The sequence below is a fragment of the Streptococcus intermedius SK54 = ATCC 27335 genome (genome assembly GCF_000413475.1).
GTDB lineage: Bacteria > Bacillota > Bacilli > Lactobacillales > Streptococcaceae > Streptococcus > Streptococcus intermedius.
Genome location: NZ_ATFK01000001.1, coordinates 314,348 through 329,950 on the forward strand (window position 1 = coordinate 314,348; position 15,603 = coordinate 329,950).

The following is a 15,603-nucleotide window of genomic DNA, read 5'->3' on the forward strand; positions in this document are numbered from 1 at the left end:
AATGGAGATAAGAAATTATTTTCTTATCTCCATTTTTCTATATCTTATAACTTTTCGTACAAAATAAATACCAGCCACATTAATTGATGTGATTGGTATATTTTTTAATGGGTAAAAGTGACACAAACTCCTTCTGGGACAAAGAAATCATGTGAGATTTCTGTTAATTTTCCTGTTTTTGGATCGCGTTTGAAAACAGTGGCATTATCTGAGTCTTGATGAACCGCAATCACATACTGTTGGTCTGGTGTGATATTAAAATCGCGCGGATTTTTTCCATTTGTCGGAACAATTTCTACGAGTTCAAGAGTTCCGTCGCCTGCCACTTTATAAACTGCGATTGAATTGTGTCCACGGTTGGAACCATAAAGGAATCGACCGTCAGCAGATAAGCGAATGGCAGCTGTTCCATTGAATTCTGAAAAGTTTTCTGGTAAGGTTGAAATAGTTTGCATACGTTCGAATTGACCATCTCCATCATAAATTAAAACTTCAATAGTGGAGTTTAATTCACAAATGAGATAAGCGATTTTGTAGGTTGGGTGAAATACAATGTGACGTGGACCAGCACCAGATGTCGCATGATAGGTTTCCAAACGATTTAAGCGTCCATAGTCACTAATTTCGTATGTTACAACTTCATCCGTACCCAAATCACATGTAACCAGATATTTATCAGGCGTTAGATCCGCATAATGCACGTGAGCAGCCGTTTGGTTTTCATGAGGGCCATAACCGATATGGACATCGGAATCCACTAATTTTAGACTACCATTTTCTTGTCGCCTATAAACTAATACTTGTCCTTTATGGTAATTCGCTCCGTACACAAGACTTCTTGCTTCGTCGACACTCACATAGCATAGCGGAGCACCTTCCGCTACGACGTGATTAAGGAGTTGTCTAGCTTTGTTAAAAGCTGCAATACCTCCCTCACCGTGTTCAGCTCCAACAGAATATAGATAATGTTGTTTGTCAAAAGCTAAATAAGTAGGATTTGGTTCTTTTGCAACAAGTGTTAAATTTGCTAGTTCGCCTGTACTAGTATCAAAATCAGCTTTGTAAATTCCTTCAGAGCTACGACGTGTATAAGTTCCAAAATAAACTGTTTGAGTCATCATTCACCTCGAAAAAATTTGGTACTTTTATTATAACATAAAAATAGATGAAATAGTTTTCATAAACGAAAGCGCCTGTTAGTCTTACGTCTAAAAAATAGATAAAAAATAGATTTGAGGTAGAAAGGGAACAGATGGCTTTGTTACAATAAAAATAGATTTACGAGAATAGCATTAAACTGATTCAGATGACAGAAACGTTGTAAAGTTTTTGTGTTATCGGAAGGGTTTAAGGAATGTTGTTCTCGCTTCTAAAATGTTTAGATTTTTTGAAAAAAATTTTGTCCTAGATCACGAAGTTCAATCTTTGTAAGTTCGTGATTTTATTGTATAATAAAAGTAATCTTTATACGGATGATTAGTAATTTTATATTTTAAGGAGTAAAAAATGCATAAGATTTTAGTAGTAGAAGATGACACTACCATCAATCAAGTGATTTGTGAATTTTTAAAAGAAAACCATTATGAAGTGACAGCCGTTTTTGACGGTGCAGAAGCTTTGCGTATATTTGAAGAAAAATCATTTGACTTAATCGTTTTGGACGTTATGTTACCTTCCATGAGTGGTTTGGATGTGCTAAAGGAAATCCGAAAAACATCACAGGTACCAGTTATGATGTTAACTGCACTAGATGATGAATATACTCAACTGGTCAGCTTTAATCATTTGATTAGTGACTACGTCACCAAGCCATTTTCACCATTGATTTTGATGAAACGGATTGAGAATATTTTCCGTAGTACAGTAACAGAATCTGAAATTATTGTTGGGGATTTGCGTGTTTCAGTTGATGATTGCACGGTTTATTGGCAAGAAGAAAAAATGTCTCCAACCAAAAAAGAATATGAAATTATCCAAGCTCTGGCTAAAAGAAAAAATCATTTAGTGACACGAGATCAATTGATGAATACAATCTGGGGTTATAGCGAACTAGATAGTCGTGTTTTAGATAATCATGTAAAAAATATTCGAAAAAAAATCCCTGGAATTCCTCTTAAAACAATTACTGGTATGGGGTACCAACTTGGGGGAGAAGAAGAGTGAGAATTGCTAAAAAGCATTTCCTTTTGACAGGAACGATTATTTTTATTGTCGTGACAATGGTTCTGGCGACACTTTATTTTGTGATGCCTGTTTATTATGATCAAGTCAAACATCGAGAGGCTAAAAGTGAGTTTTCCCAAATTGCCCAGCAGGTTCAAGGGAAGCCGTCAGATGACATAGGAAAGCTTTTAAGTGACTACAATCGAAAGAATACACGCGTTTGGTTTAGCATATTAGATGCAAAAGGAAAACTTATTTATCCTCGTATTGATTTAGCGAATGAAAAGGGGGAATTTCAATTAACAATTTTACCCTCTGACATGAGTTTGAATAATCAAACCAAAAGTATGAGTAAGAAGATAAAAACGGCGGAAGGTACCACATTGACTTTGCGTGGAGAATATTCTCTCCAACCAATATCGGATGCTAATTATGTGCTGTTAAGCCTCTATCCTTATATCTTATTCTTTTCTTTAGCATTGGGTGGTGTAGCGGCTTTTCTTTACAGTCGATTTGCAACCAAACGCATTAAAGAAATTTCAGAAAGTACGCGTAAGATGGCAACTCTTTCTCCAGATGTAATTTGTCCCGTCAAAGGTCATGATGAAATTTCTAATCTTGCTCAAGATATTAACACTCTTTATCAAAATCTGTTGATGAGTATTGAAGCTTTGCGATTGGAAAATGAAAAAGTGGCTGAAAGCGAGCGGGAGAAAGCAGAGTTCCTTCGTATGACCTCTCATGAGTTGAAGACACCAATCACTAGCATGATGGGAATTGTAGATGGTATGATCTATGGAGTTGGCGATTTCAAGGATAAAGATAAATATTTACATAAATGCCGTGAAATTTTGGAAGAACAATCTAGGCTTGTGCAATCTATTTTGGCGATTTCTAAGATTGAAATGCGTATAGAAGCGGAAGAAGAGGAGTTTTCACTTAAGCAGCTTTTAGAGGAAAATTTAAATACTTATAAAATGCTGGCTGATATGAAAGGTTACAAGTTTATCGTTCATTTAGAAGAACTTCATGTTCATGGTAACAAAATGTATTTATTAAAGGCAATTAAAAATTTATTGGACAATGCTTTTCATTACGCATTAGCTGGTGGAGAAATTCTTTTAATTGTCGAACATGGTCGGTTCATCATTGAAAATGATGCAGAGCATGTATTAGATGAACAGCAAATTCAGAAGATTTTTCAACCGTTTTATCGTCCAGACTATAGTCGTAATCGTAAAGATGGTGGGACAGGTTTGGGACTCTTTATTGTTCAACAAATTTTGGAGAAACACAACTTGCATCATTGTTTTGAGGCTATTGATGGCACGCGAATGCGTTTTACAATTTTTTTCTCAGATAATGAACGTTAAAAGCAGTTATCTGTTCAGGAACTGAACAGATGATTGCTTTTTTATATCGTATGGACATAGAGCTTGCAAATTTTTTCAATCGTGCTATAATGTTTTCTAGAGACATATCACCTGCAGGAAATCTTGTAGAGAGCGCGTGAAGCTGGAAATCGCGTAGAGGATGCAGTTGGGACTACTCTATTAGCTTTTATGCAAACATAAAACGGTGGCTACGTTAGAGCCAATCAGAGGTGTCAACAGTTTTTGTTGTACATAAATGAAGGTGGAACCACGTTGCGACGTCCTTTTGAGGATGTCGTTTTTATTTTGTCAGAAGGAGGAAGAATGATGCTTTATATGATTGGAGGATCGCCTTGTAGTGGGAAGTCAACAATTGCTTCACTTCTCGCTAGACAGTATCAGCTGCTTCATATCAAGCTGGATGATTTGGTGGACGAGATGATGAGTCAAGCAAGTGTAGATTCACAGCCGATTTGCCTTCTTAGACAGGACAGAAATCCGGAACAAATCTGGATGAGAAATCCAGAAGAGATGGCAGATGAAGAATGGCGCTTTTATGAAGAGATTTTTCCTTACGTAAAATCTTACTTGATAAAAAATCAAGATAGACCACTCTTGGTGGAGGGGGCAGGACTTTTGCCTCACTTGGTAAAGGAGCTTGAATGGCCAGCGTCTTCCTATCTATGCTTGACTCCGACAGCTGATTTTCAGAAAAAGCATTATAAACAGAGAGAATGGGTTCCTTATGTCTTAGAGGGAACAACCAATCCTGAGCAAGCTTTTGAAAACTGGATGCAGCGAGACATTCTTTTTGCCCAAATGGTTCGGAAGGAAGCGATGAAATTAGGCTATCCTAGCCTCATGACAGATGGTAGTCAATCAGAAAAGCAGACTGCGGAAGAGATTGCTCGGCTCTTAAAATTGTCCAATATAAACAGAATAGATACTAAAGGAGAAAAATATGATTAAGATTACTTTCCCAGATGGCGCTGTGCGTGAATTCGAATCTGGCGTGACAACTTTTGAAATTGCTCAATCTATCAGCAATGCTCTTGCTAAGAAAGCCTTGGCTGGTAAATTCAACGGCAAACTCATTGATACCACTCGTGCCATTACAGAAGATGGAGCAATCGAGATTGTAACACCTGACCACGAAGACGCTTTGGATATCTTGCGTCACTCTGCTGCTCACTTGTTCGCTCAAGCGGCGCGCCGTCTCTTCCCAGAGATTCACTTAGGAGTTGGTCCTGCTATTCAGGACGGTTTCTACTACGATACGGACAATACAGCTGGCCAAATCTCTAACGAAGACCTGCCTCGTATCGAAGAAGAAATGAAGAAGATTGTCAAGGAAAATTTTCCGTCAATCCGCGAAGAAGTGACAAAGGATGAAGCACGAGAAATTTTCAAAAACGATCCTTACAAGTTAGAATTGATTGAGGAGCATTCAGAAGACGAAGGAGGTCTTACAATTTACCGTCAAGGTGAATATGTGGATCTCTGCCGTGGACCTCATGTCCCATCAACTGGACGTATCCAAATTTTTCATTTGCTCAATGTAGCAGGTGCTTACTGGCGTGGGAACAGTGACAATGCTATGATGCAACGGATTTATGGTACAGCTTGGTTTGACAAGAAAGACTTGAAGAACTACCTTCAAATGCGTGAAGAAGCCAAGGAACGTGATCACCGTAAGCTCGGTAAAGAGCTTGATCTTTTCATGATTTCTCCTGAGGTTGGGCAAGGTCTTCCGTTTTGGCTTCCAGATGGTGCGACTATTCGTCGTATCGTAGAACGCTATATTACAGACCGTGAAGTCAATGATGGTTACCAACATGTATATACACCACCACTTGCAAGTGTAGAACTATATAAAACTTCTGGTCACTGGGAACATTACCAAGAAGATATGTTTCCACCGATGGATATGGGAGATGGTGAGCAATTTGTTCTTCGTCCGATGAATTGTCCACACCATATCGAAGTTTATAAAAATCATGTTCATTCTTATCGTGAGTTACCCATTCGTATTGCGGAACTTGGTATGATGCATCGCTTTGAAAAATCAGGTGCACTTTCAGGACTCCAACGTGTTCGTGAAATGACCCTAAACGATTCTCACTTATTTGTCATGCCGGAGCAAATTCAAGAAGAGTTTAAACATGTGTTGGATTTGATGATTGATGTTTATAAAGACTTCAATATTACAGACTATCGTTTCCGTCTGTCTTATCGTGATCCGAATGACAAACATAAATATTTTGATAATGATGAAATGTGGGAAAATGCTCAACGTATGCTAAAAGGAGCAATGGATGATTTAGGTTTGGACTACTTTGAGGCAGAAGGCGAAGCTGCTTTCTATGGTCCTAAGTTGGATGTCCAAGTAAAAACAGCTCTTGGAAATGAAGAAACTCTTTCCACGATTCAATTGGATTTCTTGTTACCAGAACGTTTTGATCTCCATTATATCGGAGCAGACGGTGAAGAGCATCGTCCAGTCATGATTCACCGTGGTATTGTGTCTACGATGGAACGTTTTATTGCTTACTTGATTGAAACTTACAAAGGTGCGTTCCCAACTTGGCTGGCACCTCATCAAGTGACGGTCATTCCAATTTCTAATGAAGCGCATGCTGATTACGCTTGGAAAGTAGCGAAAGAACTACGCAATCATGGTGTTCGTGTGGACGTCGATGAACGCAATGAAAAAATGCAATACAAGATTCGTCAAAGTCAGACTCATAAAGTTCCTTATCAATTGATTGTTGGAGATAAAGAGCAAGCAGATGGTACGGTGAATGTTCGTCGTTATGGCAGCAAACAAACGCATACAGAAGCAATTGATGAATTTGTAAATCATATTGTAGCTGATATTGCTAGAAAATCATGTCCAGATAATAGTAGAAACGAAGCTGACAAGTAGATGAAGGACGGGAGTGACGTTGTGGTTACTTATAAAAATGCCACAGTGTATGTCTGTCGCCTCATTTTACCTTCTTTTCAATTTCTGAGCTGAAGCTAGCAAAGATGTTTATTAAAAACTCTATTCTATAAGGGATTTTGAACAGCACTCTCAAAGTTAGATCTTTTATGTCTAACTTTTGAGGGCAGTTCATTTCCTACTAGAGAATAGAGTTTTTTTAATTTTATAAGTGCCAAGCATTGTAATCAAAGGTTTGTAAAATCATATCCGTCATTTCTTTTGGCGTTTCTTTCGCACCGCTTGAAATCCAGAGTGAGATAATACCTTCTATGCTAGACAGAAAGACTTCAAGCGCATATTTTTTAGAAATGGTGAAATTTTCTTTTAAAAAGTGTTCAGTTTGAAGCTTATACTGATTATTCATTAAAATATTGAGCATAAATTCACGGATTGTCTCACGAAAATTGAGATAATGACTTTGAGAAACAGCATAGATTAAGTCATGGTTTTGTTGGAGATAATTTAGATTGGTGATGAGTAAGTTGCGTGTACTTGTCGTTTCTTCAAAATTTTTTCGTAATTGGACGATAATTTCTTCTTTTAGTGTTTCAATTAGGTCGAATTTATCAAGATAATGAAGGTAGAAAGTTCCACGATTAATACCTGCCCGTTTACATAGTTTGCTAACGGAAATGGTTTCAAATTTTTCTTCTAATAACAGTTGAATAAGTGCTTTTCTAATCTGTTGCTTGGTTGTTGTCTGTCGGTTTTGTACCATGATGCTCCTTAAATGAACACTCTGTTGATAATTGATGATTGCTTTTAAACTAAGGTCATTATATAATATTGCTAGAAACAAATCAACACGTTGTTGATTTAGCCGTTTGATGAAGTAAGAAAAGGAAGAGAAAAGATGGCTTATATTGAAATGAAGCATAGTTATAAACGGTATCAAATGGGAGATTCGGAAATCATTGCTAATAATGACATCTCTTTTGATATCGAAAAGGGTGAACTGGTCATCATTTTTGGAGCGTCTGGAGCTGGGAAATCAACAGTTCTAAATATTCTTGGTGGAATGGATAGCAATGACGAGGGAGATGTGTTGATTGATGGGCAAAATATAGCATATTACAACGCTCACCAGTTGACGGACTATCGGAGAAATGATGTTGGTTTTGTCTTTCAATTTTATAATTTAGTTCCTAATTTGACAGCTTTGGAAAATGTTGAGCTGGCTTCAGAAATTGTTCAAGATGCACAGGATGCAGCAAAGGCGCTAGCAGCAGTCGGTTTAGGAAATCGGCTTCACAATTTTCCAGCACAATTATCTGGTGGTGAGCAACAGCGTGTTTCTATTGCGCGTGCGGTGGCGAAAAATCCGAAAATTTTGCTTTGCGATGAGCCGACAGGTGCGCTTGATTATAAAACTGGGAAGCAAGTATTGCAGATTTTGCAGGACATGGCTCGGAATCAAGGAGTGACAGTGATTATTGTGACTCATAATGGCGCCTTAGCTCCAATTGCAGACCGCGTGATTCATATGCATGATGCACGGATTCAATCCGTTACTTTGAATGAACAACCTCAAAATATTGCTAGTCTAGAATATTAGGAGCAGTTCGATGAAAAAATCCATTTTAAAAAAGGATATCTGGCTTTCTTTCCGCCAGTCTAAAGGACGCTTCCTTTCTATCATGTGTCTCATGATGTTAGGCTCTTTTGCGTTGGTTGGTTTAAAGGCAGCTAGTCCAGATATTGAAAATTCAGCTCATCGTTATCTCGTAAAGATGAAACTGATGGATTTAGCAGTCATTTCAGATTATGGGATTAGTCAAGATGACCAAAAGGAGTTGGATACCCTAAAACATGCCCGTGTGGAATATGGTTATTTCAAGGATACAGTAATCGAAGATAGTTCCACATCTGTTCGAGTCTTCTCTCAAACAAATAAGATTTCACGTTTTCGTCTTGTATCTGGAGAGTTTCCTAGAAACGAAAATCAAATTGCTTTGGCTAGCTTTTATCAGAGAAAATACAAGATTGGTGATAGTATTACTTTAAATGAGGAAGGAAGCAATAAATCTGTTTTAAAGCAACATACCTTTACGGTGACAGGTTTTGTCAATTCAAGTGAATTGGCTTCAACAATATCGCTCGGAGAGTCTACATCTGGTAGTGGTAGCCTGTCAGCGTATGCAGTGGTTAGTCCTAAAACGTTCAAGAGTTCAGTTTATACAGTGGCTCGTGTGACTTATGAAGATTTGACAAATCTAAATTCATTTGGTGATATTTATCGAAAGAAATTAAAGATACATCAAAATGATTTGAAGAAGATGCTGGCTGATAATGGAAAAAATCGATTATCTACTATTAAATCCGAAGCCCAAAAAAAGATTACAGAGGGTGAAGCGACAATCAAGAAAACACAGCAAACATTGGCTGATGCACAAAAGCAATTAACCGCTGGACAGAGAACAATTGACCAGAAGAAAGCAGAATTACAAGAAGTTCAAGAACAATTGCTAGAAAAAGAAAGCCTGCTTGCTCAAGGAGCCAGTCAAATTGCTCAAGCAGAGCAGACATTAGATAAGTCGAAAATTCAATTAAATACAGCTGCAGATCAGCTTACAGCAGGATGGATTCAGCTGAATCAGAACAAGGCACACCTAGACAGTGCTAATAATCAATTAACAGCAGCTAAGGAAAAACTGACTAGCAGCCAAGCAAAATTATCTGCAGCTCAAACTGGATTAGAACAAGGACAAGCACAATTGGCAAGTGCTAAAATAGCCTTGCAAGAAAAAATTGGGCAGCTCAAGGCTCAAGGGATTGATCCATCAACTGTGGCAGAGATTGTAGCGGCTCAAACGCAAATCACAAAGAAAGAAGCAGAATTGAATGTTGCTAAGACTGAATTAGCGAACCAACAAGCGATCTATCGGGCTACTTTGGCTCAGTATCAGCAGCAGGAGCAAGCTTATCAGGTGGGAAATCACCAATATCAAGCAGCCCTTACAACATTGAAACAAAAACAGAGCGAGTACAATGTAGGAAAAGCCCAATACCAAAGTGGACTGACGGTTTTAGAAAGCAAAAAAAAGGAATATCAGGCAGGACAAGTACAATTAGAGCAAGCAAAACAGAAAATTGCAATTGGCCAAAGCCAAATTACTCAAGCTCAAAGAGAATTAAATGATAAAAAATCTCAATATGACAAAGAGAAAAAAGAAGCAGAAGTCAAAATTAAAAATGGACAGGCTGATATTCAAAAAGCAAAAGATGAATTCGCAGGTCTAACTGTTCCATCTTATCACATCTATACACGTCGAACGTTTCCAGGTTCCCAAGAATATCTGACAACAGGCACACGAGCACATGGAATCTCATCGGTAGGCAATGTCTTTCCAATCGTTCTTTATCTGGTTGCTGCTCTCGTTACAGTAACGACAATGACACGTTTTGTAAATGAAGAACGCATCAATGCAGGGCTTTTAAAGGCGTTAGGCTACAAGAATCAAGATGTGGTGAAAAAATTTGTAGTATATGGTTTGGTTTCCGGCTTGTCAGGAACAGTTATTGGGATTTTAGCAGGGACTTATTTCTTGCCTTATATTCTAGGAAAAACGGTTTTTAGAACAACAACTTACCCACCAGTACGATTGGATTTTTACTGGGAAATTAGTTTATTAGCACTTCTTTGTTCGATTTTGTGTAGCGTAGCACCTGCCCTTTATATCGCTAGGAAGGAATTAAAAGAAGTTCCAGCTCAATTGTTATTACCAAAAGTACCAAATAAAGGATCTAAAATTTTATTGGAGCAGGTTGGCTTTATTTGGAAACGGCTCAATTTCACGCAAAAAGTAACCGCGCGGAATATTTTTCGATATAAGCAAAGGATGCTAATGACAATTTTTGGTGTAGCAGGTTCAGTTGCTCTTCTATTTGCTGGTTTGGGGATGTCCTCTTCTATGGGAGGGATTGGAGAGCGCCAGTTTGGTGACATTATCAAATATGATGCTGTTATCTCACAAAAAAATCATATCAGTCAAAAAGAACGAGCTGATTTAAATCATTTACTGAGTAGTTCTAAGATTACGCAAAAGGGAAGTATTTACCATCAAGATTTTACGAAAACCATCAAAGGTCTCAAAGATGAGCAAACGCTCTCCTTATTTGTGACACCAGAAAAAGATTTTCAGCATTTCATTGAAATGTATGATAGCAAAACAAAATCACCTTTAAAATTATCAACACGAGGTGCAGTTATTTCACAAAAGCTAGCTGATGTTCTTCATGTGTCAGCAGGTGATACATTTGAGTTGACATCAGATGATGGAAAACACTATAAAATCAAAGTTATAGCTATTTCAGAGATGTATGCGGGGCACTTTATTTTTATGAATAAAGCCTACTATAAGGCAGCATTTAAGAGTGATTTTCATACAAATGCCTATTTAATCAAATTGAAAAATTCTTCAAGTAAAAATGTACAAGATATGGCTGCGGCATTTATGAAATTGTCAGGTGTGCGTGCTGTTGTACAAAATACTTCAATGATTGAGCAAATTCATACAATTGTCAAATCCCTTGGCTTCGTGATGCAAATTTTAACTTTGGTATCAATTTTACTGGCAGTTGTCATTTTGTATAATTTGACAAATATCAATGTTGTTGAACGAATTCGAGAACTATCAACGATTAAAGTACTAGGTTTTTATAATAAGGAAGTGACGCTTTATATCTATAGAGAAACGATAGTTCTTTCCATTATTGGGATTATTGTTGGTATCTTTTCAGGAAAATTGCTGCACAGTTTTCTCTTGCAGATGATTGCCCCAGAGAACATTCTTCTTAATCCGAACGTTTCTTCAACTGTTTATCTCGTTCCAATTCTTTCAATTATGTTAATCTTAATCGTTTTAGGGTTTATGGTGAATTACATTCTAAAACGAGTGGATATGTTGGAAGCATTGAAGTCAGTTGATTAATGAAAGTAGAAAACTTTCACTCAAACTTAAGAGTGGAAGTTTTTTCTTGGTTTGTTATAATATTTTTATAAAGGACACGTAAAATGAGACGATGAAACAAAAAATTGCTTTATTATCAGACATTCATGGAAATATCACAGCATTAGAGGCTGTCTTAGCAGATGCGAAGAAACAGAAAGTGACCGATTATTGGTTCTTGGGAGATTTATTAGCGCCAGGAACGGGTCGAAGGAAGATTCTTGACTTAGTAGCTGCTCTACCGATTAGTATTCAAGTGCGAGGAAATTGGGAAGATAGTATTTGGAATGCCCTTCATGGGAAATTAGATATCAGTCGCCCTAGTCATTTATATATGGTTTGTTTATGCCAGTATCTTTTGGAAGAAGTCACACCTGAAGAACTAGACCGATTGCATGAGTTGCCTTTGCAACTTTTGACAAAAGTTGGCGATTTAGAAATTGCTGTGACTCATCATTTGCCAGATAAAAATTGGGGACGAGAATTAATCCATATTGGGGAACAGGCAAATTTTGATCGCCTGTTTGAAGGTAACAATTGTGCAATTGCTATTTATGGTCATATTCATCAGCAATGTCTTCGCTATGCGACAGGTGGGCAGATGATTATCAATCCAGGTTCTATCGGTCAGCCGTTTTTTCTAGATGCTTGTTTGAGAAAAGACCTGCGAGCTCAATATGCTATTTTAAAAATTGATGAACAGGGATTAGCAGATGTCGATTTTCGACGAGTGGCTTATGATGTAAATAAAGAATTGGAAATGGCTAGAACATTTAAATTGCCTTATTATGAAGTGTATTATGAAAGCCTCGTTCATGGAATTCATCACACCCATAACCATGATTTACTTCGAGCAATCAGTGAGCGAGAAGATTATGTTGCGCAGCTTAAGGAGTTTTTTAGACGTAATACATGAAGTTACAATGTAAATAAAGTATACTCATATGAGAATCAGAAAATGAGGGCAGCTTTACATGCAAATTTCAAGTCGTTTTACGATTGCTACACACATGTTGACTCTTATAGTGCTAGAATGTCAGGAACGTAAAGTAACGAGTGATGTTCTAGCAGCTAGCATTGGAGTAAATCCCGTTATTATTCGCAAGATTTTATCTCAGTTAAAAAGCGCGGATTTGATTTCTATAGCGCGTGGGAGGGGCGGCGCTAGCATTAGGAAAGATTTAAAAGACATGACCTTATTGGATGTGTATCAAGTAGTAGAAAGTCTAGGAAAATCGGGGAAACTCTTTAATTTTCATGAGCATCCTAATCCAGATTGTCCTATTGGTAGAAATATTCATTTCGTTTTAGACGATAAATTAGCAGAAATTTAGACGGTAATGGAAGAAGAGTTAAATAAAATTAGTCTTGCAGATGTCGTGGCATCTGCTCAAGAAGAGATAAAAAAACAATCCGTTTCGTGAGGAATGGATTGTTTTTTGGAGAAAAAGAGGAGCTAAAAATAACAGTTGATTTTATAATCAAGAAAAACTTGCTGATAATCATAGAGGTCTTCCGGATGTAGAGCTTGCACATTTTCCATTTCATAAGGGCGGTTTAGTAATTTATATTTATTTTCACCGAATTGATGAAAAGGTAAGAGTTGTACTTGGTCAATAGATAATTTTTTAAATAAAATAGCAAATTGTTCGGCATCTTCTAGAGAGTCATTAAAGCTAGGGATAACAGGAATACGTAGGACAATGGTTTTTTGTTGCGAAAAGGCATAATGAATATTTTTGATAATTAGTTCATTTTTGACCCCTGTGACTTTGCGGTGATTGATGGTGTTGTAATGCTTTAAGTCAGTATAGATAAAATCTACATACTGGAGCAAATCAACAAATTTATCATGATCTACAAAGGCTGTCGTTTCAATGGCGGTATGGATGTCATTTGCTTTGGCAGTTTTTAGAATGGCTTTAGCAAATTCAAACTGAGCAAAAATTTCTCCACCAGACAAGGTCAGGCCTCCACCTGATTCTTCATAAAATTCTCTATCTTTGAGAACTTCTTTGATAATCTCTTCAACGCTTTTTTCCTCTCCCATGGTGATAGTCTTTTTGCTAGAAGCGTCTAACATGGGCTCAGGTTTAAATTTTTGAGATTCTGGATTGGCACACCAAGGACAGCGTAAGGGACAGCCTTTTAGAAAAACAGTTGTCCGAATTCCTGGTCCGTCGTGAATACTAAAATGTTGAATATTAAAGATGATTCCTTTTTCTGCACTCATGATGTACACTCTTTTCTTGCTTATTTTCTTTTATTATATCAAACAAACGAAAGAAAAACAATTACGAATGAAACTATTTTTTATTTTATTTATTCCTTAAATTCTGTTAAAATAAAGAATGAGGTGAATAAAATGGAACGTTTAGATGAAATCGTTAAGCTCGTTTCAGAGTTTGAAAAAATTGATGTTAATACTTTATCTGATAAATTAAAAGTCTCTAAAGTAACGATTCGGAAAGATTTGGATAAGCTGGAAATGAAAGGCTTACTTCATCGGGAGCATGGTTATGCGGTCTTAAATAGTGGTGATGACTTGAATGTCCGGCTTTCTTTTCATTATGATACCAAGCGAAAGATAGCACAAGAAGCGGCAAAAATTGTTGCAGACAATGAAACGATTATCATTGAATCTGGTTCAACTTGTGCTCTGTTAGCTGAAGAAATCTGTCGTACTAAGAAGAACGTGAAAATTATTACAAATTCTTATTTTATCGCAGACTATGTGAGAAAAGTAGATTCTTGCAAGATTATCTTGCTAGGTGGTGAATTTCAGAACGATTCGCAAGTTACGGTCGGTCCTTTGCTTAAGGAAATGATTCAATTTTTCCATGTAGAACATGCTTTTGTAGGGACTGATGGCTATGATGAAGAGCTTGGTTTTACAGGTAAGGATTTAATGCGTAGCGAAGTGGTGCAATACATGTCGGAAGCATCTGACAAAATGATTGTGTTAACAGATTCGAGTAAATTTGATAAAAGAGGGACTGTCAAGCGCTTTGGTTTGAAACAGGTTTCGCAGGTGGTAACCGATCAAGCTATTCCGACAGCCGCGGTTCAACGCCTAAAAGCAGCCAATATCAAATTGACTCTAGTCTGATAAGTAGAGGGAGATAAGATGAAAAGTGAAAGAAAAAGGCTATTAGCTAAGATTGCTTATCTTTATTATGTAGAGGAGAAAAGTCAGGCAGAAATTGCAGCAGAGACAGGGATTTATCGGACAACTGTGAGTCGTATGTTGGCTGAAGCTAAAAAGGAAGGCATTGTCAAAATCGAGATTGAAGCCTTTGATACGCGTTTGTTTCATTTAGAAAATGTAGTGAAAGAGAAGTATGGGTTAAAAGGACTTGAAATCGTAGCAAATCAAGTGGATGACTCACCTTCTGATTTGGAGCAGCGGTTAGCTCAATCAGCGGCAGGAATGCTTCGGGGGATGATTGATGATAATGCTAAAGTTGGATTTTCATGGGGAAAGAGTCTTAGTCTCTTAGTAGAACACTCGGGCAGTCGACACTTGAGTAATGTGCATTTTTTTCCATTGGCTGGCGGACCTAGCCATATTCATGCGCGTTATCATGTTAATACCCTCATTTACAGTATGGCTAATAAATACCATGGGGATTGTCGCTTTATGAATGCGACGATTATACAAGAAGATGAGATCTTAGCAAAAGGAATTTTGTCTTCTAAATATTTTGAGGACTTAAAAAGAAGTTGGCAAGAACTAGATGTTGTTGTTGTTGGGGTTGGCGGACAAGTGGATGAAAAGAATCGGCAGTGGTTGGATATGCTGACGGCTGAAGATTTTCGTACAGTGGAAAGTGAAGGAGCTGTCGGAGAAATTTGTTGCCGCTTTTTTGATGAAAATGGTGAATTGGTTGATGAACAGTTGCAAAATCGAACAGTTGCTATTTCTTTAGATTATTTAAAAACAGTTCCTCACAGTCTGGCTTTCGCCTATGGTCGTCAAAAAGCTGCCGCTATTTTGGCGGTTTTACGTGCTGGGTATGTCAACCATTTAGTTACAGATGAAGCAACTATTTTAAAAGTGTTGGAATTGGATAATAGTGCAGTTAATTAGTAGTTTATAACAGTTCTCCTTTTCCCATTATTTCATTTTCAA

12 protein-coding genes and 1 pseudogene are annotated in these 15,603 nt (G+C 37.4%); 10 read left to right on the forward strand and 3 right to left on the reverse strand.

Translation table 11 applies throughout. From position 1 onward, the window contains the following. Positions 1-104: 104 nt before the first annotated feature. A complete protein-coding gene (locus tag HMPREF1654_RS01555) occupies positions 105-1,118 on the reverse strand; it encodes a lactonase family protein (RefSeq protein ID WP_003073253.1) in 1,014 nt (337 codons plus the stop codon). A gap of 388 nt (positions 1,119-1,506) precedes the next feature. Here HMPREF1654_RS01555 and HMPREF1654_RS01560 point away from each other — a divergent pair, with 388 nt between their 5' ends. From HMPREF1654_RS01560 to thrS, 4 genes are all read left to right on the forward strand, one after another. Beyond that, complete coding sequence (locus HMPREF1654_RS01560; protein WP_003073252.1) at positions 1,507-2,163, forward strand: response regulator transcription factor; 657 nt, start codon at positions 1,507-1,509, stop codon at positions 2,161-2,163. Continuing rightward, positions 2,160-3,536: a HAMP domain-containing sensor histidine kinase gene (locus HMPREF1654_RS01565; protein WP_004233854.1), complete on the forward strand. Its 1,377-nt coding sequence runs from the start codon at positions 2,160-2,162 to the stop codon at positions 3,534-3,536. The genes HMPREF1654_RS01560 and HMPREF1654_RS01565 overlap by 4 nt, the downstream gene beginning before the upstream one ends. 327 nt (positions 3,537-3,863) lie before the next feature. Continuing rightward, the gene (locus HMPREF1654_RS01570; RefSeq protein WP_016670363.1) at positions 3,864-4,505 is read left to right on the forward strand and encodes an adenylate kinase family protein; all 642 of its coding nucleotides are present in this window, start codon (positions 3,864-3,866) and stop codon (positions 4,503-4,505) included. Next, complete coding sequence (thrS, locus tag HMPREF1654_RS01575) at positions 4,498-6,462, forward strand: threonine--tRNA ligase (protein WP_004233950.1); 1,965 nt, start codon at positions 4,498-4,500, stop codon at positions 6,460-6,462. The genes HMPREF1654_RS01570 and thrS overlap by 8 nt, the downstream gene beginning before the upstream one ends. A gap of 223 nt (positions 6,463-6,685) precedes the next feature. On the opposite strand, the gene HMPREF1654_RS01580 is transcribed toward thrS, so the two are convergent. Continuing rightward, entirely contained in the window at positions 6,686-7,240 is a 555-nt protein-coding gene (locus tag HMPREF1654_RS01580) for a TetR/AcrR family transcriptional regulator (RefSeq protein WP_004233723.1), read from the reverse strand. A 135-nt stretch (positions 7,241-7,375) separates the two neighbouring features. Here HMPREF1654_RS01580 and HMPREF1654_RS01585 point away from each other — a divergent pair, with 135 nt between their 5' ends. The 4 genes and pseudogenes from HMPREF1654_RS01585 to HMPREF1654_RS01600 all read left to right on the forward strand — a co-directional run bounded on the left by HMPREF1654_RS01585 (position 7,376) and on the right by HMPREF1654_RS01600 (position 12,895). Then, the gene (locus HMPREF1654_RS01585) at positions 7,376-8,077 is read left to right on the forward strand and encodes an ABC transporter ATP-binding protein (protein ID WP_004233936.1); all 702 of its coding nucleotides are present in this window, start codon (positions 7,376-7,378) and stop codon (positions 8,075-8,077) included. Positions 8,078-8,087: 10 nt separating this feature from the next. Continuing rightward, positions 8,088-11,453, forward strand: coding sequence for an ABC transporter permease (locus HMPREF1654_RS01590; RefSeq protein WP_004234010.1), 3,366 nt, complete (start codon positions 8,088-8,090; stop codon positions 11,451-11,453). A 91-nt stretch (positions 11,454-11,544) separates the two neighbouring features. Further along, on the forward strand, positions 11,545-12,387 hold the full coding sequence (locus tag HMPREF1654_RS01595; RefSeq protein WP_004233913.1) for a metallophosphoesterase family protein: 843 nt from the start codon (positions 11,545-11,547) through the stop codon (positions 12,385-12,387). Between the two features lie 58 nt (positions 12,388-12,445). Next, positions 12,446-12,895 (forward strand): annotated as a pseudogene (locus HMPREF1654_RS01600) (Rrf2 family transcriptional regulator). 32 nt (positions 12,896-12,927) lie between these two features. Here HMPREF1654_RS01600 and HMPREF1654_RS01605 read toward each other — a convergent pair. Next, entirely contained in the window at positions 12,928-13,704 is a 777-nt protein-coding gene (locus HMPREF1654_RS01605; RefSeq protein ID WP_004233992.1) for a glycyl-radical enzyme activating protein, read from the reverse strand. A 132-nt stretch (positions 13,705-13,836) separates the two neighbouring features. On the opposite strand from HMPREF1654_RS01605, the gene HMPREF1654_RS01610 reads away from it, so the two are divergent. Both HMPREF1654_RS01610 and HMPREF1654_RS01615 read left to right on the forward strand, forming a co-directional pair. After that, a complete protein-coding gene (locus tag HMPREF1654_RS01610; RefSeq protein ID WP_003028982.1) occupies positions 13,837-14,580 on the forward strand; it encodes a DeoR/GlpR family DNA-binding transcription regulator in 744 nt (247 codons plus the stop codon). 18 nt (positions 14,581-14,598) lie between these two features. Further along, complete coding sequence (locus tag HMPREF1654_RS01615; protein WP_004233777.1) at positions 14,599-15,561, forward strand: sugar-binding transcriptional regulator; 963 nt, start codon at positions 14,599-14,601, stop codon at positions 15,559-15,561. Positions 15,562-15,603: the final 42 nt, after the last annotated feature.

What these genes read in the sequence shown, in the direction of transcription:
- HMPREF1654_RS01555 (WP_003073253.1), bottom strand. Translation starts at nt 1,118, where the DNA reads ATGACTCAAACAGTTTATTTTGGAACTTATACACGTCGTAGCTCTGAA.
- HMPREF1654_RS01560 (WP_003073252.1), top strand. Translation starts at nt 1,507, where the DNA reads ATGCATAAGATTTTAGTAGTAGAAGATGACACTACCATCAATCAAGTG.
- HMPREF1654_RS01570 (WP_016670363.1), top strand. Translation starts at nt 3,864, where the DNA reads ATGCTTTATATGATTGGAGGATCGCCTTGTAGTGGGAAGTCAACAATT.
- thrS (WP_004233950.1), top strand. Translation starts at nt 4,498, where the DNA reads ATGATTAAGATTACTTTCCCAGATGGCGCTGTGCGTGAATTCGAATCT.
- HMPREF1654_RS01580 (WP_004233723.1), bottom strand. Translation starts at nt 7,240, where the DNA reads ATGGTACAAAACCGACAGACAACAACCAAGCAACAGATTAGAAAAGCA.
- HMPREF1654_RS01585 (WP_004233936.1), top strand. Translation starts at nt 7,376, where the DNA reads ATGGCTTATATTGAAATGAAGCATAGTTATAAACGGTATCAAATGGGA.
- HMPREF1654_RS01590 (WP_004234010.1), top strand. Translation starts at nt 8,088, where the DNA reads ATGAAAAAATCCATTTTAAAAAAGGATATCTGGCTTTCTTTCCGCCAG.
- HMPREF1654_RS01595 (WP_004233913.1), top strand. Translation starts at nt 11,545, where the DNA reads ATGAAACAAAAAATTGCTTTATTATCAGACATTCATGGAAATATCACA.
- HMPREF1654_RS01605 (WP_004233992.1), bottom strand. Translation starts at nt 13,704, where the DNA reads ATGAGTGCAGAAAAAGGAATCATCTTTAATATTCAACATTTTAGTATT.
- HMPREF1654_RS01610 (WP_003028982.1), top strand. Translation starts at nt 13,837, where the DNA reads ATGGAACGTTTAGATGAAATCGTTAAGCTCGTTTCAGAGTTTGAAAAA.
- HMPREF1654_RS01615 (WP_004233777.1), top strand. Translation starts at nt 14,599, where the DNA reads ATGAAAAGTGAAAGAAAAAGGCTATTAGCTAAGATTGCTTATCTTTAT.